Origin of the sequence: Nitrososphaera sp. (assembly GCA_039938515.1) — an archaeon.
Classification (GTDB): domain Archaea; phylum Thermoproteota; class Nitrososphaeria; order Nitrososphaerales; family Nitrososphaeraceae; genus Nitrososphaera.
Genome location: JBDUUL010000024.1, coordinates 117515 through 137753 on the forward strand (window position 1 = coordinate 117515; position 20239 = coordinate 137753).

Genomic DNA, 20239 nt, shown 5'->3' on the forward strand with positions numbered 1-20239 from the left:
TTGGCGGGCAGGATTCGCATGGCCCCATCCCGCAGTCTTTGGAATTTGCTCTCGATTGCCCGGATCGTTGCAAGGGGTTAAATCAACAATTAGCGGAGATTGAAAGTATCCTTCACCTCCTTGCCTTTAGTAGCACAAAAGCCGCTATCGCGCCCATCAGCCCGCCAAATACCAAGAGCACCTGCATAGGAAATGACCCGTTTGGTTGCGGGGCCGCATCTTTCAGACTTACGTCAAAGACCTGGGCTCCCTGCAAGTCCTGCACCGAGGCATACCCCGCAATCTGGATCTGGGCATTTGGCTGAGGGGTGATCAGCCGCAAAGTAACCGGAATGTCGTTCACGGTTACATTGACTGTCGACTGCTGATCCCCGGGGCAGCCCTGCTTCAGGCTGCACTGCCCGAGCGAATAGACGGAGATCACCTTTGCAGAACCGGTGTTGACGTCTGAGGACAGGCCTGCGGCGCTTACCTGGCTCTTTGTGGGGTCGAACAGCGAGTCCCACTTGTTGAGGTCCATCCTCCCAATGTCGCCAAAGTCAAGCACTGGCGAGTACAGGAGCTGCCGGGCGCTTTCAGAAGAAGCGATCTTGGCAAGGGCCTGCGGATGCCTAAATCCCAGAGCCTGCGCCGGCGAGTTGATGTCTACTTTTGTCCCGTTCTGAAGCGTGACATAGACTGGCTCACTTATCTGCAGGCCCCTCCAGTCTGCATCCACTACAAAATGCGAACTGGGCATCGTCGAATTGCCGCCGATTATTACTTTTGAAAAACTGGGCACAAGGTCAACCTTCACAGCAACCTCTACCCGGTCTTCCGCACCCTTTACTGTCGCGGTGTACTGCAGGCTGAGGCCGTTGACCTGCATTCCGCTCGCAATCCTGTTCAGGTTTCTGTTCATGGCAGAAATGACTCCGCTGACCGCGCTAGGGTTTTCCGTCCCGTTCAGGTAAAAGGAGTAACGCTCGGTTGCGCCGGCAAATTCATTTGCAAGCGTGCTACCGGGCGGATAGTCTACCTCCAAGAACTTGTAGCCCGTAAACTTGCCTTGTCCCCTGTCAAACTCCGGTACAATTATTGCAGAGATCTGCGCAGCGTTTGCCTCAAGCGGCAGCTGGAGTACAATTATCGCCGCTGCCATGACAAACAAGAGTGCTCTGGTGCATACTGCACTGACAGTTCGTTTCACGCACTGGTTTTCAGAGTCAAAATATTATCGATTGCTCACCTTGAGGGCTTGCGTGAAAAGCGCCCTGCAAGAACACCCTTGAAGGGAGCAAGCCTTATCTTTATTCTTGATACACTATTCACTGGTGGGTGGTATGAGCTGATGCTCTCGTCGCTTGATCCCAACATTCTGAGCCCGTTCCAGCTGTTGGAGCCATCGATGTCCGACACGAGCAGCCTGCTCGTCAGCGCCGTCTCGATATTCCTAGCATGCATGATATCCTGGCGGTTTTTCAGATCTTACAGGTTTTCCGGGTTCGGCTACCTTCTTGGGCTGCCAGTTGGATTTGCCCTTCTGGCGCTATCATACGGTGCGCAGCACATGAGTCTGGTCATGCAGGCCAACCCGACCCTGCACCCGTCGTTCTATTGGGGCCAGATTGTGCTCCAGTCAGAGGGCTTTGCGCTGATAGCAGTCTCGTACCAGTTCAAGAACTTTGAGCCCGGACATCCGCCGCGTCAGAGATGGCGTCAGGATGGACCTCGCCCTCGTGCCCGGCTATCAGGAGTTTCCCTGTCGGTGCTGCCGGCGGCAATGATTGCGCTGCCGCTTGTGATCCCGATTTCTCTGTTTGCGGCAACCCCTTACTTTAATTACTCCAAGATTGCTGACGTGGGCTTTTGCATGACAATCTTCAACCTCGCGGTGATCGTCTATATATGTCGGAGCGCGCTGGTCTCGCTTGTCCGCGCGGGAAACCTCAAGCTCCTCTACATCCCCGCCGCGTATGCGCTGTTCTTTCTCGAGCAGTATTCGCTCACGGTTACCTACTTTGACAACAGCCTGATTGCGCTTGCAGGTTCAATGGCAGCCAGGATTCTCGCGTTGGCTGTGTTCGTCTACGCAACAGTCAGCATCGGGAAGTACAGAAGGAGGCAGGAGATTGAAGCAAGAGAAAAGGCATAAGCTCCAGTTATACCGCGACATTCTCTCGGCGGTAGAGGAAGACAGCATCGGAAGTGGGGCCGCGCTTCCGACGCACATACAACATCATTCCCGCCTATCGTATGACAAGATGACGAGACACTTTGACGAGCTGGAGGAAATAGGCATGATTCGGCGCGAGGCAAAAGGCCTCCTGACGATAACAGACAAGGGCAAGCAGTTTGTCCGGCAGTATGACGAGCTGGTGCTTCTGATAGAAAGCGCAGGCCTTTAACGAGGCACTTGTTTTTGCGATTCCCTGCCCCATGGAAAAGTGGGATTGGATAAATAAAAGAGCCTATTGCTATACAGTGATGTTCGGACGCAAGAAGAAGACGGGACCAGCATCCGAGGCAATTCCATCAGAAGAGGACAAATTTGAACTTGAAGCAAATAATGTCGATGTGGAAAAGCTCGTTTCTGAAATTGAAAAGTTCCTTGCAAAGTCCGACGACCCCTTTGACTTTAACACGTACAAAATACACAGGTTTCCCGAGAAAAAGTTAACACTATTCGAAATTGACTATGGTCCTAGGAGGCCAACGACAAAATTCCTCGTCGTACTGGAAGGGGACAACACTCACCTGCGAGTTCTGAACCGCCCGCCAGACAATTCCGTTGAATACTTGCTTGCAATACAATTTCTTTCCCCGCTCATGGCATCGATATTTTTGCCCAAGGCTTTAAACGCCAAGAAATTCTACGGTAAGCTCTGGCAAACAATTGAGAATGCCATCAGCTAGCTTTCTAAACGGGGACGAGCTGCGCTCACAATAATTTGGGAACCAATGACAAGCTGTCAAGAACCCCAGAGAGCTCTGACCTCACCAAAAATTGAACTCGCTTTGTGCACTATTATTAGAACATTCTGCCGATTCAATATATGAATTCGGCCTTCATATTCTGTCATGGCAACTGAACACGACCCGATACTGATGGCAAGACAGAAGGCCAAGAGGAGCATAATAGCAAACTCAATCGGACTGTGCGCTGGAGTCCTGATCACAATTTTGACATTGCTTTCACCGTCGCCTATATTTCTTGTAGCATGGGGCGCGATTATCTTTTGCCCGATTTCTGCAGTCAGGAGTTACTCGCGATATAGAAAGCTCGGTGGCCTGCTCCAATCTGGAACATCTACAGACTCGCGGCCCGCCTAACGAAAAGCCGCGGCGCTAGCTGGAATACTGGTCCTCACCGCCAAGAGATTCAAGGTATGCCGCATGGCATTCCTTGCACTGGCCCCCGACAAAACTTGAATCATCCTTTTCCTGTTTGCACGTATTGCATCTTTTCAAAGTAAATGGCTCGCATGCCTGTGGCAAATTAAGTATTTCGCAGCTAGCCTGCTCTGGCGGTGTTGCCATCCGAAGATGCGTCATGATCTGCTTCAAAGTGCGACGCGATGTGGCTGGCAAGGTCCGCAGCAAGCATCGGCTTTGTCAGAAAGCAGTGGCTCTTCAGGCTCGGCAGAGCCATCCGGGATTCCTGAGGGTGGATTTCAAATGCCGACAGAAAGCATACTTGCAGTTCCGGGTTTTTCTTCCAGAGCCTCCGCGCAAGCTCAAAGCCGCTCAGCTCCGGCATCCTTACGTCGAGCACCGCCACGTCGTATTTGCCGGGGTCGATCTCCAGCGCTTCCGCTGGCCGGTCAAAAGCCGTGACGCTGCAGCCGTGGTTTTCGAGGCCGCGCTTTAGCGTATAGATTATGTCCTTGTCATCGTCAACGAGCAGAACGTCGAATCCTGACGATAACCCGTGGGGTGGCAAGGTCAATTCACAGCTGCAAATGATGTATTTCAGCTTTAAGGCACTTTGTTAATTGACATCGGACAGAGAAGATTGTTTTCCGTCTACCAATAGTCCCCTGTTCGATGGTTGTACCAGTTTTTCGGCAAAAGTCAAATACGTTATTGCCCTTTTGTTAAATTGTATTGGCCAATGTTGGAATTCGGGCAGTAAGAAAGACGCGTCTTGCAAGCGTTATTCTCATTTCATCTCTGCTTGCAGTCTCGATTCTGCTTGCAGCTCCTGCAATTCCCAAGTCGTACGCGCATGCTTTCATCCTAAAAAGTACTCCGGCTGACGGTTCTTCGCTTTCGTCCCCGCCAAGCTCGGTTGACGTTTACTTTAGCGACCCCGTCGAGGTCAAGTACAGCCAGGTAAAGGTAATCGACTCGTCGGGCAAGCAGGTTGACAACGGCGATGTAAAGTACCTCAACAGCGACCAGACGATTCTCACCGTCGGCCTGCCTGCAGGCCTCAAAAACGGCGTATACACCGTTTCTACCAAGGTTCTTGATGCGACCGACGGCCACGTGACAGAGAACGCATTTGTCTTTGGAGTGGGACAGGCGCCCCCCGGCGCACACGGTCCAAGCTCGGCGCCATCTGCCCAGCTTCAGATCCCAGAGGCGGCCGCCCGGTTTCCCGCGCTCGTAGGGCAGGTGTTGGTTGTCGGAATCGCGTTTGCAGCCCTCTGGCTGTGGAGGCCCGTCTCGAAGATTGCCTGGCTGGGTACAGGCTTTTCCCAGACAAAGGCAAGGATTGATGCACGCGTAGCCAAGTTAATGCTCATTGGAGCAATAATCCTGATCGCGTCCGGCATCGGAATGATAGCTGTCCAGGCAAACTCTATCGGCGCAAGCATCCCCGACGCCATCCTTACCAAGTTTGGCAACGTCTGGATAACAAGGATGGTCCAGTCCGGCATACTCTTAGCCATCACCGTCGGCGTCTACAACAGATCTAGAAAAAGAGGCCTTGCAGTCGACGAAGGCACTCGCCCCCTTCTGCCGCGAACCGAACTTGCCGCGATGCTTGTAATCGGCATTGCCATCCTCGCGACGACGACTATGATAAGTCACGCCGCGTCGACAAGCCAGGCCCTGGCAATCGGCCTCGACTTTATCCACAACGTCGTGGCGTCCGTCTGGATTGGCGGGATAATCTATCTGGCGCTAATCGTCGTGCCGGCAATGAAAGAGCGTGCGCGGAGCGCCGACGGCAATGAGAGACAGGCTATCGCTTCGACCCTTTCCATCATTATCCCGCGCTTCTCAATTGTAGTAATGGCGCTTCTTGGGGGCATACTTATCACCGGGCCCCTGCTACTTTACACGCTTGAGCCGAGCCTTGACCTGACGCTTTCTTCGCTTTACGGCAAGGCGCTGATTGCAAAGCTGATACTCGCAGGCGGCATGGCAGCTGTTGGAGGGTACAACCAGAGAGTCATTCACAGGGAGGCCCTTGGAGAAACGATGGTCTCTGTGGGCGCGAACGGCCGGTCCTTTGAGGAGACTGGCAGTACTTCGCGCGGACGAGGAGGATCATCCGCGGGTGGACTGCCTGACCCCAAGGGCAGACATCCTCCGAAAAGAATCGGCAGGAGCCCCGATTTGGGCAAGACCCTTTCCAAGTTCGGACGTAGCACAATGATAGAGAGTGGCCTTGGAATCGGCCTTTTGATCGCAGTCGCGGTGCTTGTCAACACCGGGACCCCTCAGAGCGAGTTCCAGGGTGTTTTGCAGCAAAACCAGAATACAAACGCAACTGCAGCGCTCCCGCCCCAGCCGTTTGTCCAGACCCAGTTTGTCGAAAACCAGTCCCGGGTGGTGCTTGCCATATCTCCGTTTCTTCCGGGCAACAACAACTTTACGGTCTCTTTTCTTGACAAGGACAGAAATCCAATCGACATGAGCTCGGCCCAGCTCAGGTACACGCAGGTCGACAAAGGCATCGGGCCGATAACCGTAAATGCCCAGAGGGTTTCGACGGGCGTGTTTTCTGCAAAGGCGGCCTTTGGAATAGGCGGGCACTGGACAATGCGCGTCGAGGGAGTCCCTGCTGCCGCAAACGCGCTCAGCATTGTTGGATCTTATGACCTGTATGTCAAGCCCGATCCGAAATCACTGACGATAAACATTCAGGAGTACAGGATGCCGGACAACTCGAGCCTGCCGCTTTACCCTGTCTACGACGCCGGCAGAAATGCTATCTGGGTCGGCGATACGGCGCTTGGATCCGGTCAGCTCTGGAAGTTTGACGTTGCAACGGGCAACTTTACGTCGTTCAAGATTCCCGGAATAAATCTTGCAACCATATTGGCGATGGACTCGCAGAACAGGGTATGGTTCATTGACCCGCTCACCAGGTCGCTTGGGGTATACGACCCGGCAAACGACAAGAGCCAGCTTTACGCGGTAAACGATAACGGCACGCTGTCAGGACTTGCTGCAGATGACAGCCGCCACTCCGTCTGGGTGGTTGCGTCTACCACAAACCACATTCTCCAGTTTGATACCCAGTCTCAAAAATTCGTCAGGAGTGTGGGCCTTCCGGCTCCCGGGTCCAACCCATTTAGCATAATTTCGGACAAGTCGACGGGCCTCCTCTGGGTAGCAGACGAGGCTCTCGGCAAGATAGCCAGGATTGATCCGTCAAAGAACTATAACGTGACAGAGTTTGCTCCAAACGGTGGACCGCTGAGCGTTCCCACTGCAATGATTATGGACCCGGACACCGGAATCCTGTACATCTCTGAACACGAGGGTCACGCCGTCGACGCGTTCAATCCACTGCTTCACTCATTTACAAGATATCCGCTGGACCAGGATCCGCAGTCCCTGCCATTCGGGATGGCATTTGACAGCAACCACCTGCTATGGGTTGCCCAGCACACCCTCAACAAAATCCTGGTTCTAGATCCCCGCACGGGAGTGTTCAACGAGCAGGACATACCGCTCGGAGCGACACAGACCCAGTGGATTGTGGCAGACTCTGAGGGCAGGGTATGGCTCTCGGAGCAGAGGGCCGCTGCCTTTGGCATGGTGACGTCCACTGCCAACCCCGCGTACTCGCCAAGCACGGCTACCAACCAGACGGCGGCCGCTGGCCAGAACGGCATATTGCATCTGGGAATCGGGTACACGCAGCTTGCAGGCCCTGCCATGATAGCCGGGCTTGTCGCGGTCGCAGCGCTTTACGCGAAAAGCGTCATGACGCTTGGCCAAAGCGTCCGACAGGCGCGGGACATGGATCCGACTGCGGGATCGAAAAGCCGCATGGCATGAGCCTGCGGGTCAACCAAACCGATCGCAGTAGCTCGAAATTTTTCTCTGCCGCATAATTGCGGTTAGCTGCGCAGGAGTCGCCATGTTCAGGCAGCAGGTTCGCTCGAACAGCATTGCATCTGTAGGCTACGACCCGAGGTCAAAGACCCTCGAGGTTGAATTTGGCGACGGCAGGGGAGTCTTTAGATATTACAACGTCCCCCAGAACACCTTCTATGGCCTGATGGGCGCCTCGTCAAAGAGTCTCTACTTTGACTACCACATCCAGAGAAGGTATGCGTTCATGAAGTATTCTTGATTGTTGGTGTTCTAGCTTGCGATCATGACCGTGTGGGCGATATTGTTGATTGCAATTGCCGCGCTCTTGCCAGGAAGGCCCCATTGCCAGAACACCTTCCAATGAGAGTCGCCGTCCTTCACAGGGGCAATATTGGGGAAGCAATGCATCATGCCCCCTTCAAAGTACGCAGGGCACTCAAACGTGATGCCAGGATAGTAGGTTCCAGGATAGGGCGTCGCGAGGCCAACTTGAAAAAAGTTTGCATTGCTTGATGGGAAGTTCGTTGCAAGGTTGTTCACGGCGATTACCCCGACGTTAAACGCCGGATTTTCTATTTGAGGAGTGGAAAATACGCTGTATTCTTGCCAGCTGGTCGAGTTGTCAAAGCGGTAGTCCCAGTGGACTTTTTTTCCTCCGTCGGTCGACCAGTACATTGCGAGTGAGACCTTGGTGTGATTGCCAAGCTCAAATGCCGTCTCTGTCTCGTGCATTGTAGCCTGCCAAGGAAAGGCTGAACACGCGGCGTTCTGGTCGCGGGTCTCCCATGCACGTGCGACAAGATAGCGGACTCCGCCTGGGGCGACAACTATGTCTGCTCGGTAGCCATAATCTAGCCCGTCTTTGCAGCAGTTCGGAGACTGGGCTCCCATTCCCGCGACTAGCAGACCCTGTTGGTTTTTGTCCGCAGAACCCATGTCGATCGTCACTTCCAGGCGGCTAGTGTGAAAGTAGGAAGCAGTATTGTATGCGCCCAGGTAGTAAACCGGTGAGGGGGCGCCGGAGAGCAAATTCGCGTGCCCGTAGGTTTCATTGATTCCCCGCGGCAGCATGTCAACTGGCCCATAAACTCCGAAATGCCAGTTTGAGAGGGCAAACGCCATCAAAGTCGCGACGTACAGCCCGAGAAGCGCAAGCTCCCGGTTTGACAGCATGCGTGGACCTGATGATGTTGACGAGAACCTCTTCGCCAAGTTCCGGCCGATCACATGCCCTGCCAGCGAAAATGCTATTGCAACAGCGAGTCCGACCATAAGCTGAAGGAGGCTGAGGGATATGCTGTTTGCCTCGGTAATCGCAGCCCAGTTTCTGAATAGCAAGAAAAGAGTCGCCTGAACACAAAGTGATAGCGCCAGTAGTCTTTGCCGACTCGCATTGAAAAACAATGAAAGCGCAATTCCGGTTGGAATATACGCCGTAGCCATCGAGGCAGCAAACAGAAAGAGGGTAAATGGGATCTCTGAAGGTACATTTTGAAGCAGGGCCTGACTGAAGGTTGCGGTGAAAAAAGGCACCGTGGCAAAGAGCAGGAGCGAATACCTCGGCATAGTATCATACTCGTATTTTGTTCCAGGGTACAGGCTGCGGCGAATGCCGCCAACCGATATCCCTGAGCCCACTCCCGATGCTAGCAATGCGAATAGCCGGAGTTCTCCCAGCTTGTCAGGACCCGTATAGTAGCAGCCGCGCTCGTCGCACAGCTGGTACAAGAGCAGCACAAGGAGGCCGACGGCGGCAATACTTGCGGCTGCATATGATGGGAAATGCTTTCTCGGCGAGTTAAACCCTATTAACGCGCCAAGAGCCACTTCTGCAATCACAAAAAAGGGTAGGCGTGAGCCCGAGAGAACGAAAAATGTAGAGGAGTCGCCGTGCGCGTAGTAGTAAAAAGTCACGAGTTCAAACGTCCAAGGGGCTATGGCCACTAGGGCGACAAGGGCTATCGAAAGAACGTTCATTCAGTCGACCCTTGAAGGTTCGCCGTAATCAATACTATAACGGGAAGGGGCAGCGAGGTATAACAAACGTTCGGACTGAATAATAAGACGTCAATTGTCGGTTTCCAAGCCTCATGCCTGTTCGTTACTTGTACCAATTCGCTTAAATTGCTTGGACTGCATTTCATTAATGCCCTAAGGCCAATGCAATCAGACAGGAGACACTTTTCTCAGCCCCGCGATAACAAGCTTCAGGACGCGGCATACAAGAAATGGCTCCTGGGCATTATCGCCGCCGTAACTGTCTCCTCCTTCATAATACTTGCTTCCCCACACCTCTTTCATACGTCGACGATTTACCACTTTATCCTCCACCTCGCAAGCATCACCATCGCGGTCTTTATCAGCACTATATCGTTCGTTTCTTACAGAAATTCTGGCAGCCAGCGAGTGCTGCTCACTGCGCTAAGCTTTGTCGCACTTTCCGTTGTGGAGCTGTTGATGCTCCTAAACGCCGCAGAGGTGATTGGTGACGTTACCATCCCGGTCGTCGACATTGACGTTTCGCATGTTTTTCTATTCGGCATGCTGGCGCTGTTTGGCCTGGGAGTCCTGAAGGTGAACAAGTGATTGACTTTGGATTACAATAAGCAGGTCAGAGATGCGGCGCAGGAATTCGATGACACCAAGAGCGTGCTGCTTGGCATAATCGGCGAGAACCCGGGAATCTGGTACAGAGAAATTATGAGGATGACTGGGATGTCAAACGGAACGCTTGCGCATCACCTGCGAGTCCTGGAAGAGGCCGGCCGCATCAAGGTGCAGAGGCTTGACCATCTGGGCAAGACGAGGTATTTTTCGGTCGCAGTATCTGACGAGGAGACTGGGATTATCGGTTGCGCCAAAAACTCCACGGCAAAGGAGATGATGCTGCTCATGCTTGACAGCGAGTTCTGCACCTTCAACGAACTTGTAGAAGGCGTGGGAAAGTCGCCCTCGACTGTATCTTGGCATTTGAAAAGGCTTGTCGGCGCAAATGTTGTCCGCGTGCGAAATGGCGAGATCTCGCTTTACTCCCTTGCAGACCGCAGCAGGGTGCTCGACGTTCTTTCAAAGTACAAGGAAAGCCTTCTTGACGCAGCCGCCAACAACTATGCAGACCTTATTGACGAGTTATAGCTTGTCATCCTGCATTTACATCAATATCGCTAGCTGATCAGGCAGCAAGAACGACGCGCATCGGTCCGATGCAGTCTCAATAAAATGCTGTTTAGTTTCTCGATTCCTGTTTGGGGATGTGTAGGTACTACAACATACAATTGTATTAGTTCCGTCTTGCGGGAAAATGGACTCAGACAAGGCAATTGAGCGCAAAGCGCCTCCAAAGTACTGACCCGCGTGACAACGACCCGGTAAAGACGGCACTTGACAGGGCACTGACCCAGATGTTAAACCCGCAGGCAAAGGCCACCGTCCTTTTGCACTTTGAGATCAAGCACAAGATATCGATGGGAAGCAACACGCCGCTGACTAGAAACGAGGCAGAGGCCGCACTCCGCGACTTTTTCGGATCGGGCTATTCCATTTTGATGGATGCCTTTGAGAAGAATCTTGACGCGTTGATGCAGCAGTCGAAAAATAATTCTATGGCCTGAAGAGCCTCAGAACGCACAAGTAACTACGATGCAAGATTGATTACCCATTCGACGTTTGTACTACAAGAGATTTAAGCGGCCGAGACTCAATTTAATCATGCGAAAAAGCGCCGCAGCTTCGCTGATTCTTGCTGCAGCCGTATCATTTGGGCTGATTTTTTCGTCAAAGGCAGCCTATGCTCACAACTTTGGAGGAGACGAGAGTGCTGGCTATCTTGCCAAGGTCCAGGAGGTTCCGGTCGAGGCTCATGCCATACTGACAGATGCTAACAACAAGGACCTTCTCAGCTACCACCTTGACAAGATAGGCGAATACTGGACCGCCAACGATACCAAGGAAATGAACGAGCGCAATGCAAACCTTGCCAAGAACATTCCCGGGACCATCCAGGCAATAAAAGACGCGGCAAACAAGACAAATCCTGACATTGCAAATATCACGCAGCTTGTTAGCAAACTTGACAGCTACATGGCCGAGTCAGTACCCGTGAGGCTTGACCAGCCGCAGCTGCAAAACCTCACTGTAAACGCCATTGCAATCAAGGATGTACTAGGTGAAGTAATGGAAGGCTACGGTGATGCGACCAACGGTACAAGCAAAATAGTTGACCAGGCTCCATATCAAAATGCCAAGGGGCTTGCTACTGCTGCCCAGTCAATGTGGAACACCCTGAAGGCAAAGACACCTTCCAACGTATCTTCAACGACAATCTCAAACCTGGACAACGCGTTTTCAAACCTTACCCAGTCAATCGCCCAGAACGCCTCTGACGACACGATAGTTTCAATCGCAAACCACACAATAGCGTCAAACTTTGCAACAGCCTACAAGACCCAGGTCGTTCCAGAATTCCCAATGCCTCTCACCATAACTGCCGCATCACTGGCAGGCGTGATCGTATTCGCAAGGTACGTCCTTAGAGGCAGAGCTATAAACGGGGGCAAGGGCTGAGCAAAAGTCATGAATCCGCAAAGCGGGAATCTTAAATCCTCCTTCCTTTTCGTTGGCCTTGTCGCCCTGTTGGGCGCTGCGATATTATCGTCCAGTTTTTCATTCAGGCCAGCATCTGCACACGTCAGCAAGACTTTTGGCAACCTTACCGTTGAGCTTGGCTGGAACAACGAGCCTGCAATTGCCGGCCAATTGAACGCGGCGCAGCTGACGATATTTACTGGCAGTTCCAGCAAGCCCCAGCCTGTGCTAAATGCAGTGAGCAACCTTGATGCAACGCTGCAGTACGGCACGGTCACAAAGAAACTTGACTTTTTGCCGAGCGGCACAACTGACGGGCAGTACCTGGCCACGATACTTCCAACAAGGGAGGGCAGTTACTCGGTGCACTTCAAGGGAACGGTCAACAACCAGAACATTGACACGACGATAAACCTTGACGACGTAGCCAGCTCGTCAACGATAGAGTTTCCCCCTGTGTCGTCCGGCTCCACAGGCATATCCACCGGAAGCGGCAACGCGACAGGAGTGAGCTCCGCCGTTTTATCGCAGCTTGGCGGAATCATTTCTCAGCTGACAAATGACGTTGATGCGGCCAAAAAGAGTGCCGACCAGGCGGCTCAGAACTCGGCTGCCGCGCAGCAGAGCGTAAGCGATGCCAAGGCCGCGGCCGACCGCGCCTACATGGTCGGGATTACCGGCATAGGAGTCGGTGCTGCGGGAATCGTAATAGCTGTCATTGCGCTGAACAGACGTGAGTCAAAACTGATTCAGCGCTAAGTACTCCCCGCGCTCTTTCTTTTTTATCAGAATAATTGCACCCCGAGTCTTCGGAATATCGATCGCGTCCGGTGCATTCGCCGAATGAACCAAAACTGCTATTATCTTTAAAGTCTGACATTCTGTTTGTAGCCTGCAAGGGCTGCTTATTCATTTGGGCCCGAAAACCAGCCAAGGCGAGTAGGGCTCATTTACCTTACGCCAAGCGCAAGGTTTGCCATGACAAATATCAGCACAATCTGCGCGGCGCCTTGGGTGCCTGCCAGCTTGACGTTTCGCATTCCGAGGCGGATTATCTTGTCCCTGTTAGGTTCCTTCTTCCGAAGCTCCAGGAAAATTATCGCCTCGGTGGGTAGCAGGATCCCAAAGCCCTGCACCGTGAGGATGGAGACGAGGACGATCGCTGCAATTATCGCCCACGAGGGCGACGCGAACATGCCGAGATGGCCGGCCATCGTGACGCCGGACGTTATCGCCGCCGTGGCAAGCGCGGGCATCAGAAAGAGCATGACTGGGACCAGGCGCTTTAGCACCATTGTCCTTGCCACCGGGTCCAGCCCCTTCAGAACGCGGCTCATTACCAGACCCATGAACAGGTCGATGCCGGTCCAGGTTCCGCCGGTTAGCACATGCACATAGTTCAGTGCCAGCATGCTTCCAAGGCCCAGTGCGACTCCGAGCCCGACAAGCGGTACTCCCAGCGTCAGCGCCGCGTAAGGCGTGAATATCTTTTGCTGTCCGGCCTCGATCACTTGCCGTACTTTTCAGGCTCACTGACTATTAATGTTAAATCATCTAGCCGAACGTGAAGGTGTAGATCTGAAAGCCCGCGCCCGAAATGTCAAGCTCGACTGTATGGGTGCCGTAGCTGTCGTTTGTCACCACATTGTACAGCCGCTGCCTGTCAATTCCAAACGAGTTGTCAGCTGCGCTTACGTCGGAGCCCCTCGAGTGGCTGTCGACCGGCTTGCCGTCCTGCATCACCACGACCTTTCCGGTACCGCCGGCCACGATGTTGACGGCCTTGGCAGTGTAGGTGAGCACTATCTTGCCGGTGCCGTTTGCAAGCTGCATGTTGTCATTGTTGTTCTTCCACTGCCCCGCAAGGTACACGGAATTAGGAAGGATTTCTCCGGAGGCTGGAAGCGAGTATGTCACGGTCTGTCCTCCCTGAAAGCCCTGCGGGTTTCCAAGCGGTTCGCGGGCAAAGCCGTAGCCCAGGTATATTTCCGGCGTCGATACCTGTTCAAAGTTCACAGATGTAGCGTTTGGATTGCTGATGGACTTGTCTATCTGCACGTTAGAATCCATGAGCGCGGCTCTCTCGGTTAGAAGCGACTGGATCTGCTGCTCTGTCTCCGAGTAGCCGCCTTCGCCAATGTGGTCGGAGCGTATGTAGCCTTCTGTGTCTATTAGGTAGTGCCGCGGCCAATAGTTGTTGTTAAACGCATTCCACGTCGCGTGGTTGCTGTCAAGCACCACAGGATACTTTATTCCAAACTTGTCCACCGCTGCGTGGACATTGTTGTAGTCCTTTTCAAAGTCAAACTCGGGCGAATGGACACCTACAATGACAAGGCCGTCGTTGTGGTACTTGTCGTACCAGGCGTTAAGGTACGGTATCGTGCGGATGCAGTTTATGCAGCTGTAGGTCCAAAAATCGACAAGCACGACCTTGCCCCTCAAGCTTGACAGCGTGAGATTGTTCCCGCTGTTGATGTATCCGGTAATTCCTGCAAGCTCGGGCGCCTTCCGGAACTGTGACTTGTCGATAAGGACGAGCGGGCGCGTGGCAGTGGCGTTGCTTTTTGGGGCTGAGGAGTTTACGGGAACGGCGGGCGAATTTGCGGTCTGATTGCCGGCAGCCACCGGCTTTGAAGTGGAGTTTTGCACAATAACTGCCGGGACATAGTTGGTGCCTGATGCCCCGGCCGAGCTGCTCTTGTTAAGTGCAGGGCTGTTGAAGTAGATTGCAAACCCGGCAATTAGCGCAACCACGCCAATACCAACGGCCAGCGCGCTGAGGTTTTCGGTGTTCAACTAGCTTCCCCTCTCTAGGTTTATGACGTCGTTTGCAAGCGGAAAGTTGCCAAGAACGCTAAGCTCGTTTGTAAACACCAAGATTCCAAGTACGATGAGAATTCCGCCCATTATCGGGTTGAAGTATTTCAGGTGCTTTACCATTTTTCGGATAATGCCTGTCGCCTGCGAAAAGAACGCGCCTGTCACGAGGAAGGGTATCCCAAGTCCGAGCGAGTAGGCTAGGAGCGAGTTGTACGCGGCGCCCGGTGACGTAGCTGCCAGCGTAAGCGTGCTACCAAGTATTGGGCCTACGCACGGAGTCCAACCGGATGCAAAAGCTGCGCCAAACACAAATGACGTGAGATACGTGGTCTTGAACCGGGGAAGCGTAGTCATCCTGCGCTCAAAGTTGAGGATTCTGATCCTCGTTGAAAGTATGAGGTAGGCGCCAAACGCAATGATAACCACCCCGCCAATGGCCTGCAGGGTGCTCTGAAATCCAGTGCCGACGTTTGACAAAAAGCTATTGAGAATTACGCCCAAAACCGCAAACACGAGCGAGAAGCCCAGCACAAAGTACACGGTATTTAGGAAAATGTTGAGGCGGGTTGACCGCTTGATGGATATCGACGGCTTGCCGGTGGCAGTTTCGGTTCCTGCCCTCGACTTGTTTATGCCGCCTGAGGACCCCGTGTCGGTATTCTGGCCGTCGGACTGGACCTCGGATAACGTCGTGCCGGAAAGATAAGAGACAAACGCAGGGATTATCGGCAGTATGCACGGCGAGAAGAACGAGCCTGCGCCAGCAAGGGCAGACACCAGGATGCTTGTCTCTACCAAGTTAGAAAAGCTGGCCCTTTTTTGCTTTAATACTTTTTTCCAGATCTATGCCAGATTTCAGTTGCTGTAATGAGTGCTCGATTGCCTGTGTCTCAGTGTGCGGCGTGGATGGAGCTGCCGTCGGCCTCTTTTTGCATCGTTTCGGCACCCGTCCCCTTGGACAGCAACCCGGCATGCTTTGCGGCAAGTGCACCAAGGAACATGGCCACTAGCAGCATAACAATGACGCCGGACGGCGCCCAGTTAAGCGGATATGAGAGGATAATGCCCCCGACTGTGGCCGACAAGCCCAGCGAGATTGAAAGCAGCATCGTGTTTCTAAAACCCCGCCCGACCGTTATGCTGGTAATGTTTGGCAGGACAATGAGGGCCGATATCAGCAGTATGCCGACAAGCTTCATTGTGACAATAACTGTCACGGCTGCAAGTATTATGAAAAGATAGGTCAGCCTTTCCACCGGCACGCCGTTGACCTTTGCCTGCTCCTCGTCGAATGTAAAGTGTAGAAGCGGCTTTCGCAGCGCTACAAGGATTCCTATCACGATGCTGGACATTACAATGATTGTGGCGAGATCAGCGTAGCTGGTCAATAGGACGCTTCCAAACAAAAAGCTGTAAAGGTCGATTGTAAACCCGTGTGCGGCGCTGACCAGAATCACCCCGAGCCCGAGGCCGGACGCAAACATGAGGGCGATGGCAGAGTCGCCCGAAATCTTGGTGCTCTTGCGAAGCCGGGTCACTCCAATCGCAGAAACCACAGAGACTATCGTTGCTGTCCAAACAGGGTACACGTTTAGCACGTATCCTATAGCTATCCCTGTAAATGCCGTGTGGGACAGTGCGTCTCCGAACAGTGAATACCTTTTTAGGACCAGATACAGCCCAAGCATCGAGCAGCAGACTGCAGCTACCGCGCCGGTGACGATCGCCCTCTGCATGAACCCGTAGCCGAGAAAATCGAAAATCATTTTGGCTAATTTCCGTGGTGGTGCATGTGCATCTGCATCGCTGACTCGGAGTAGTTCTTCAATGCCTCGTCGTTTGAGAAGAATTCGTCCTTTCCTCCGTGGAAGAAGAGGTCCCTGTTCATGCATGCAACCTTGGTCGCATGGTCGGAAATGGCAGTCAGGTCGTGGGACGCCCAGATTATCGTGACTTTTTTTTCCTTGTTTATGTCGCGTATAACGCTGTAAAACTTGTTCTGCACCTCCATGTCAACCCCGGTGACAGGCTCGTCAAGAATCATCAGGACCGGCTCTTTTACCAGGGCCTTGGCAATGAAGGTGCGCTGCTGTTGGCCGCCGGAAAGCTCGTATATCCTCCGGGAGGCAAGCGATTCCAGTCCGACGATCTGCAGTGCCATGGCAACCTTGTCCCTGTCACTGCTGGTGCTGTCAAATATCCTGTTCCAGCTGCTGCCGGATTTTCGCAAGAGCGCTTCGCCCTTGCGCAATTTTTTTGCCGGCACGAGCCCCAGGGCCACGATGTCGGCGACGGTAGCCGGAAAGTTGGGCTCAAAGCTGACCCGCTGCGGCACATAACCGACCATCGGCAGCAGCGTCGAGTACTCTTTCCGGGCGTCATAGCCGAACAGCTTTATCTTTCCCGAATAGTTTTGCAGGCCCAGAATTGCCCTGAAAAGCGTGGTCTTGCCGGCGCCGTTGGGTCCGACTACCCCCAGAAGGTCCCCTTGCTGGACGCTGAAGCTGATGTTTCGGATGGCAAATGCCCCGTTCAGGCTTACTGATACGTTCTCGACATCAAGCGCGCTTGCTGTCATCTCGACGCCTTCCTTGGCCCATACTTGATTTGCTGCAAGTGACCGGGAATGGTTATTCCCCTCCTGCAAAATGACAACAGGGAATAATGATAATTGTGCAAGTAGGTGCTAGTAGAATTCTTACAAGGCGCGCTGGCAGCTGTGACAATCATAAATGAAGCCGCTCCTGCCGCCAAAATCTCTTTCTCACAGAATATAGGGGCTATTAATGATAAATACTTTTGTTAATAATGTATATGCCTGTCAATATAAGGAAGTTAATAACACCTGTTTCTCGCTTCAAGCGGGGGTTGTGCTCCGGCAGTCGTTATTAACTTTAAATAAAGTATTTAATAACAAATCTATGTGCCCATTGTAAGCGTCTCTCTGAACGAGGAGATAATCAAGGAGATGGACAGGCTGCAGCAGGAGCTTGGTTTCACCGGCAAGTCGGAACTCATGCGCGCAGGAATCAGGCAGCTTGCTGCCGAAGAAAAAGACAGGCAGGGTCTGTCCGGACACATCTATGCGCTTCTTCTCGCAGTGCACGATGAAAAATCCGACTACGAGGTCACGGAGATGGGCCACGATTATGACAAGCTGATAGGGACTCACATTCACAACAAGATTGACAGGAACCGGTGCCTTGAGATATTCCTGCTCGAAGGCCAGGCGCGTGAAATCACGGAAATGGTCAAAAAGTTTAGGGCAAACAAAAAGATGTACCAGGTCAAGCTGGTCGCGCTATAGCGTGACTTTGAGAAGCGCGCTGATGCCGGCAAGTTCCGCAAAGTGCACACCTATAAAGTAGGGCAGCAGCGGTTCCGAGTAAAGCGGCGCCATTGCAAAGTAGCCGTAGATGGCTATTGCGTTATGCAGCACAAGCATGCCAGCGAAGAACATCAGACCGAGCGTGTAGACGGCCCGGGTGTTCTTGTAAATCCTTCCATACAGCGTAAGGAGCACCGCAAGGACTGCCACGTTTACCAGGCTGACGGCGGTACTGATGTCCATCATCATCGACATTGGTGTTGTGCAGCTGGATTGCTATTACCTTGAACTTATTTACTTTTTTCCAGATCTGTTCCCGATTCGGGCATCGATTTTGCTCCGGACCTCCTGGAACGCCTCGATGTTTGCCTCAAGGTAATTCGAGATAAAGTACAGGACGCCGTATTTTTCGCCCTGGCGCGTAACCATGTTGTTCTTCTCAAGCACGTTAATGTGGTGCTGCACAGCCTTGTAGTCTACTCCCATCGCCTCCGCGAGCTGGTTCATGTTGTAAGGCCTTTCGGAGAGGAGGTCGATTATGCGCATCCGGTTTTCGCCCCCGCGCGAACCGGCAAACAAGAACCAGAGCAGTCGCTTGGCGCTGGGATCTGGCATGATAGAGTATGCAGGAGCTATATTTTTTGGTCAGGATTTAAACTTGGGGTATCGAATCACGGTAATTGCATAAAAAACAGATAAACCCAAGTCGCAAAAAAGCAGCGCATACCTTATATCCTCGCAGGGGGTCTTAATAACAAGCAAAAGTTTTGCGGCGGATCTGTCAAGTAGACACTTTTCACATCTTCCGGGGCTTTTGTATTGCAACAATAGAAAAACAGAACGTGAAGTAAATGGCAAAAACATTTGAAGAATTAGGATTGAGCGCAGACTTGACAAGAGCGCTCAAGGAAAATGGATACGAGGCGCCGTTCCCTATACAAGAGGCAGCGATACCCGTTGTTTTAGAGGGTAAAGATGTCGTAGGGCAGGCGCACACAGGAACGGGCAAGACGGCAGCATTTGGACTGCCAATTCTAGCCCGAGTAAAGCCGGGCGGGCCTATTCAGGCACTGGTTCTCACTCCTACAAGAGAACTCGCAGTGCAGGTAACCGCAGAGATTTCCCGGCTTGCGAGGTACACGGGAATAAAGTCAGTCTCCATATACGGGGGCCAGAGCATCAACCTGCAAAATGACAGGCTGAGACGCGGCGCGCAGATAATTGTCGCCACCCCTGGAAGGCTTATCGACCACATAAAGCAGGGCTCGATAATCCTGGACGATGTCAAGTTCGTGGTGCTTGACGAGGCTGACAGGATGCTGGATATGGGCTTCATTGACGACATCAAGTTCATTCTGTTCTATGTCAATGAGCACAGGCAGACGTGCCTCTTCTCTGCGACCATGCCTCCGGAAATACTGAGGCTGGCAGAGGAGTACATGAAAAAGGACATTGCGCACGTCAGGCTCAACGAGGAGGAGGTGGCGCTGGACACCATTGACCAGTCGTACCTTGTAGTCGACGAGCGGGAAAAGTACAAGCACCTTTGCGACTTTATCAAGCAAAACCAGGACCAGAAGGCACAGACCATTGTCTTTGCCGCGACAAAGCAGCGGGCAGACAGGCTTGCATACAAGCTGAGGCAGGACGGCTACCGGGCCACACCAATCCACGGGGACCTTTCACAGAAGCAGCGCGATACTGCGATGCACAAGTTCCGCAGTGCAAGGGAGGACATTCTCGTAGCGACAGACATTGCCGCAAGGGGCATTGACGTGCCGGCAGTAGGCCACGTGATAAACTACGATGTCCCAGACGACCCCAACGTGTATTTTCACCGCATCGGAAGGACTGCAAGGGCCGGAGCTGAAGGTAGGGCCATCTCGCTGGTTTCACAGGATAGGGTCGGAGACTTTGAGCGCATTCTAGCGCAGACAAAACTTCCCATCAGAAAGCTCAATGACGAGCTGGGTATCGCCATGCCGGTGCCAAGCTCACGCCCGCGAAGACCCTCATACGGAGGGTACAGGAGGGGTGGCGGCTACGGCGGAGGCGGTTATGGCGGGCGCTCAAGTTCGGGATATGGCGGCTCTCGCAGGAGTTACGGAGAGGGGAGCGGATCCAGCTCCCGAGGATACGGCGGGGGTGGCGGCCGACGCAGCTATGGCAGGAGAGGCGGAAGTGGCGGCTACGGCGGTAGGAGCCGGAGCAGCGACAGCTATCGGTCCAACTAGCCCATAG

Annotated in this window: 24 protein-coding genes; 13 read left to right on the forward strand and 11 right to left on the reverse strand. The window is 53.1% G+C overall.

What is annotated here, in order from left to right:
* Positions 1–112: 112 nt before the first annotated feature.
* Positions 113–1189 (reverse strand): hypothetical protein, encoded by a 1077-nt coding sequence (locus tag ABI361_13220; protein MEO9321621.1) that lies wholly within the window; start codon positions 1187–1189, stop codon positions 113–115.
* 48 nt (positions 1190–1237) lie between these two features.
* Here ABI361_13220 and ABI361_13225 point away from each other — a divergent pair, with 48 nt between their 5' ends.
* The 4 genes from ABI361_13225 to ABI361_13240 all read left to right on the forward strand — a co-directional run bounded on the left by ABI361_13225 (position 1238) and on the right by ABI361_13240 (position 3312).
* Positions 1238–2134, forward strand: a complete 897-nt coding sequence (locus ABI361_13225; GenBank protein ID MEO9321622.1) for a hypothetical protein — start codon at positions 1238–1240, stop codon at positions 2132–2134.
* A complete protein-coding gene (locus ABI361_13230) occupies positions 2112–2387 on the forward strand; it encodes a winged helix-turn-helix domain-containing protein (GenBank protein ID MEO9321623.1) in 276 nt (91 codons plus the stop codon). Before ABI361_13225 ends, ABI361_13230 begins: the two co-directional genes overlap by 23 nt.
* 79 nt (positions 2388–2466) lie before the next feature.
* Positions 2467–2895: a hypothetical protein gene (locus tag ABI361_13235; protein ID MEO9321624.1), complete on the forward strand. Its 429-nt coding sequence runs from the start codon at positions 2467–2469 to the stop codon at positions 2893–2895.
* 165 nt (positions 2896–3060) lie between these two features.
* Positions 3061–3312 (forward strand): hypothetical protein, encoded by a 252-nt coding sequence (locus ABI361_13240; GenBank protein ID MEO9321625.1) that lies wholly within the window; start codon positions 3061–3063, stop codon positions 3310–3312.
* Between the two features lie 15 nt (positions 3313–3327).
* On the opposite strand, the gene ABI361_13245 is transcribed toward ABI361_13240, so the two are convergent.
* Together ABI361_13245 and ABI361_13250 are read right to left on the reverse strand one after the other, a co-directional pair.
* Positions 3328–3450, reverse strand: a complete 123-nt coding sequence (locus tag ABI361_13245) for a hypothetical protein (GenBank protein ID MEO9321626.1) — start codon at positions 3448–3450, stop codon at positions 3328–3330.
* 43 nt (positions 3451–3493) lie between these two features.
* Positions 3494–3928 (reverse strand): response regulator, encoded by a 435-nt coding sequence (locus tag ABI361_13250; protein ID MEO9321627.1) that lies wholly within the window; start codon positions 3926–3928, stop codon positions 3494–3496.
* A 158-nt stretch (positions 3929–4086) separates the two neighbouring features.
* On the opposite strand from ABI361_13250, the gene ABI361_13255 reads away from it, so the two are divergent.
* Both ABI361_13255 and ABI361_13260 read left to right on the forward strand, forming a co-directional pair.
* On the forward strand, positions 4087–7224 hold the full coding sequence (locus tag ABI361_13255) for a copper resistance protein CopC (protein MEO9321628.1): 3138 nt from the start codon (positions 4087–4089) through the stop codon (positions 7222–7224).
* Between the two features lie 82 nt (positions 7225–7306).
* Positions 7307–7522: a KTSC domain-containing protein gene (locus tag ABI361_13260; protein ID MEO9321629.1), complete on the forward strand. Its 216-nt coding sequence runs from the start codon at positions 7307–7309 to the stop codon at positions 7520–7522.
* An 11-nt stretch (positions 7523–7533) separates the two neighbouring features.
* Here ABI361_13260 and ABI361_13265 read toward each other — a convergent pair whose 3' ends face one another.
* Positions 7534–9240, reverse strand: a complete 1707-nt coding sequence (locus ABI361_13265; GenBank protein ID MEO9321630.1) for a hypothetical protein — start codon at positions 9238–9240, stop codon at positions 7534–7536.
* A 183-nt stretch (positions 9241–9423) separates the two neighbouring features.
* On the opposite strand from ABI361_13265, the gene ABI361_13270 reads away from it, so the two are divergent.
* The 5 genes from ABI361_13270 to ABI361_13290 all read left to right on the forward strand — a co-directional run bounded on the left by ABI361_13270 (position 9424) and on the right by ABI361_13290 (position 12606).
* The gene (locus ABI361_13270; GenBank protein ID MEO9321631.1) at positions 9424–9849 is read left to right on the forward strand and encodes a hypothetical protein; all 426 of its coding nucleotides are present in this window, start codon (positions 9424–9426) and stop codon (positions 9847–9849) included.
* Between the two features lie 6 nt (positions 9850–9855).
* Entirely contained in the window at positions 9856–10398 is a 543-nt protein-coding gene (locus ABI361_13275) for an ArsR family transcriptional regulator (GenBank protein ID MEO9321632.1), read from the forward strand.
* Positions 10399–10583: 185 nt separating this feature from the next.
* Positions 10584–10874, forward strand: coding sequence for a hypothetical protein (locus tag ABI361_13280; protein ID MEO9321633.1), 291 nt, complete (start codon positions 10584–10586; stop codon positions 10872–10874).
* Between the two features lie 97 nt (positions 10875–10971).
* On the forward strand, positions 10972–11826 hold the full coding sequence (locus ABI361_13285; protein ID MEO9321634.1) for a hypothetical protein: 855 nt from the start codon (positions 10972–10974) through the stop codon (positions 11824–11826).
* A 9-nt stretch (positions 11827–11835) separates the two neighbouring features.
* Positions 11836–12606 (forward strand): hypothetical protein, encoded by a 771-nt coding sequence (locus ABI361_13290; protein ID MEO9321635.1) that lies wholly within the window; start codon positions 11836–11838, stop codon positions 12604–12606.
* Between the two features lie 191 nt (positions 12607–12797).
* Here ABI361_13290 and ABI361_13295 read toward each other — a convergent pair whose 3' ends face one another.
* The 5 genes from ABI361_13295 to ABI361_13315 all read right to left on the reverse strand — a co-directional run bounded on the left by ABI361_13295 (position 12798) and on the right by ABI361_13315 (position 17317).
* Entirely contained in the window at positions 12798–13358 is a 561-nt protein-coding gene (locus ABI361_13295) for a hypothetical protein (protein MEO9321636.1), read from the reverse strand.
* A 43-nt stretch (positions 13359–13401) separates the two neighbouring features.
* Positions 13402–14646 carry a thioredoxin family protein gene (locus ABI361_13300; protein MEO9321637.1) on the reverse strand — a complete coding sequence of 415 codons (1245 nt, stop codon included), beginning with the start codon at positions 14644–14646 and terminating at the stop codon, positions 13402–13404.
* Complete coding sequence (locus tag ABI361_13305; protein ID MEO9321638.1) at positions 14647–15468, reverse strand: cytochrome c biogenesis protein CcdA; 822 nt, start codon at positions 15466–15468, stop codon at positions 14647–14649.
* A gap of 92 nt (positions 15469–15560) precedes the next feature.
* A complete protein-coding gene (locus tag ABI361_13310; GenBank protein MEO9321639.1) occupies positions 15561–16436 on the reverse strand; it encodes a metal ABC transporter permease in 876 nt (291 codons plus the stop codon).
* 5 nt (positions 16437–16441) lie between these two features.
* Complete coding sequence (locus ABI361_13315; protein ID MEO9321640.1) at positions 16442–17317, reverse strand: metal ABC transporter ATP-binding protein; 876 nt, start codon at positions 17315–17317, stop codon at positions 16442–16444.
* 276 nt (positions 17318–17593) lie between these two features.
* On the opposite strand from ABI361_13315, the gene ABI361_13320 reads away from it, so the two are divergent.
* A complete protein-coding gene (locus ABI361_13320; protein MEO9321641.1) occupies positions 17594–17977 on the forward strand; it encodes a CopG family ribbon-helix-helix protein in 384 nt (127 codons plus the stop codon).
* On the opposite strand, the gene ABI361_13325 is transcribed toward ABI361_13320, so the two are convergent.
* Positions 17972–18253 carry a hypothetical protein gene (locus ABI361_13325; protein ID MEO9321642.1) on the reverse strand — a complete coding sequence of 94 codons (282 nt, stop codon included), beginning with the start codon at positions 18251–18253 and terminating at the stop codon, positions 17972–17974. The two genes, ABI361_13320 and ABI361_13325, sit on opposite strands and share 6 nt — an antisense overlap.
* A 39-nt stretch (positions 18254–18292) precedes the next feature.
* Entirely contained in the window at positions 18293–18616 is a 324-nt protein-coding gene (locus tag ABI361_13330) for a winged helix-turn-helix domain-containing protein (protein ID MEO9321643.1), read from the reverse strand.
* Positions 18617–18876: 260 nt separating this feature from the next.
* Here ABI361_13330 and ABI361_13335 point away from each other — a divergent pair, with 260 nt between their 5' ends.
* Entirely contained in the window at positions 18877–20232 is a 1356-nt protein-coding gene (locus tag ABI361_13335) for a DEAD/DEAH box helicase (protein ID MEO9321644.1), read from the forward strand.
* Positions 20233–20239 lie beyond the last annotated feature (7 nt).

Coding starts and splice junctions, on each gene's coding strand:
- ABI361_13235 (MEO9321624.1), top strand. CDS start 2,467: ATGTTCGGACGCAAGAAGAAGACGGGACCAGCATCCGAGGCAATTCCA.
- ABI361_13240 (MEO9321625.1), top strand. CDS start 3,061: ATGGCAACTGAACACGACCCGATACTGATGGCAAGACAGAAGGCCAAG.
- ABI361_13260 (MEO9321629.1), top strand. CDS start 7,307: ATGTTCAGGCAGCAGGTTCGCTCGAACAGCATTGCATCTGTAGGCTAC.
- ABI361_13265 (MEO9321630.1), bottom strand. CDS start 9,240: ATGAACGTTCTTTCGATAGCCCTTGTCGCCCTAGTGGCCATAGCCCCT.
- ABI361_13270 (MEO9321631.1), top strand. CDS start 9,424: ATGCAATCAGACAGGAGACACTTTTCTCAGCCCCGCGATAACAAGCTT.
- ABI361_13285 (MEO9321634.1), top strand. CDS start 10,972: ATGCGAAAAAGCGCCGCAGCTTCGCTGATTCTTGCTGCAGCCGTATCA.
- ABI361_13290 (MEO9321635.1), top strand. CDS start 11,836: ATGAATCCGCAAAGCGGGAATCTTAAATCCTCCTTCCTTTTCGTTGGC.
- ABI361_13310 (MEO9321639.1), bottom strand. CDS start 16,436: ATGATTTTCGATTTTCTCGGCTACGGGTTCATGCAGAGGGCGATCGTC.
- ABI361_13325 (MEO9321642.1), bottom strand. CDS start 18,253: ATGTCGATGATGATGGACATCAGTACCGCCGTCAGCCTGGTAAACGTG.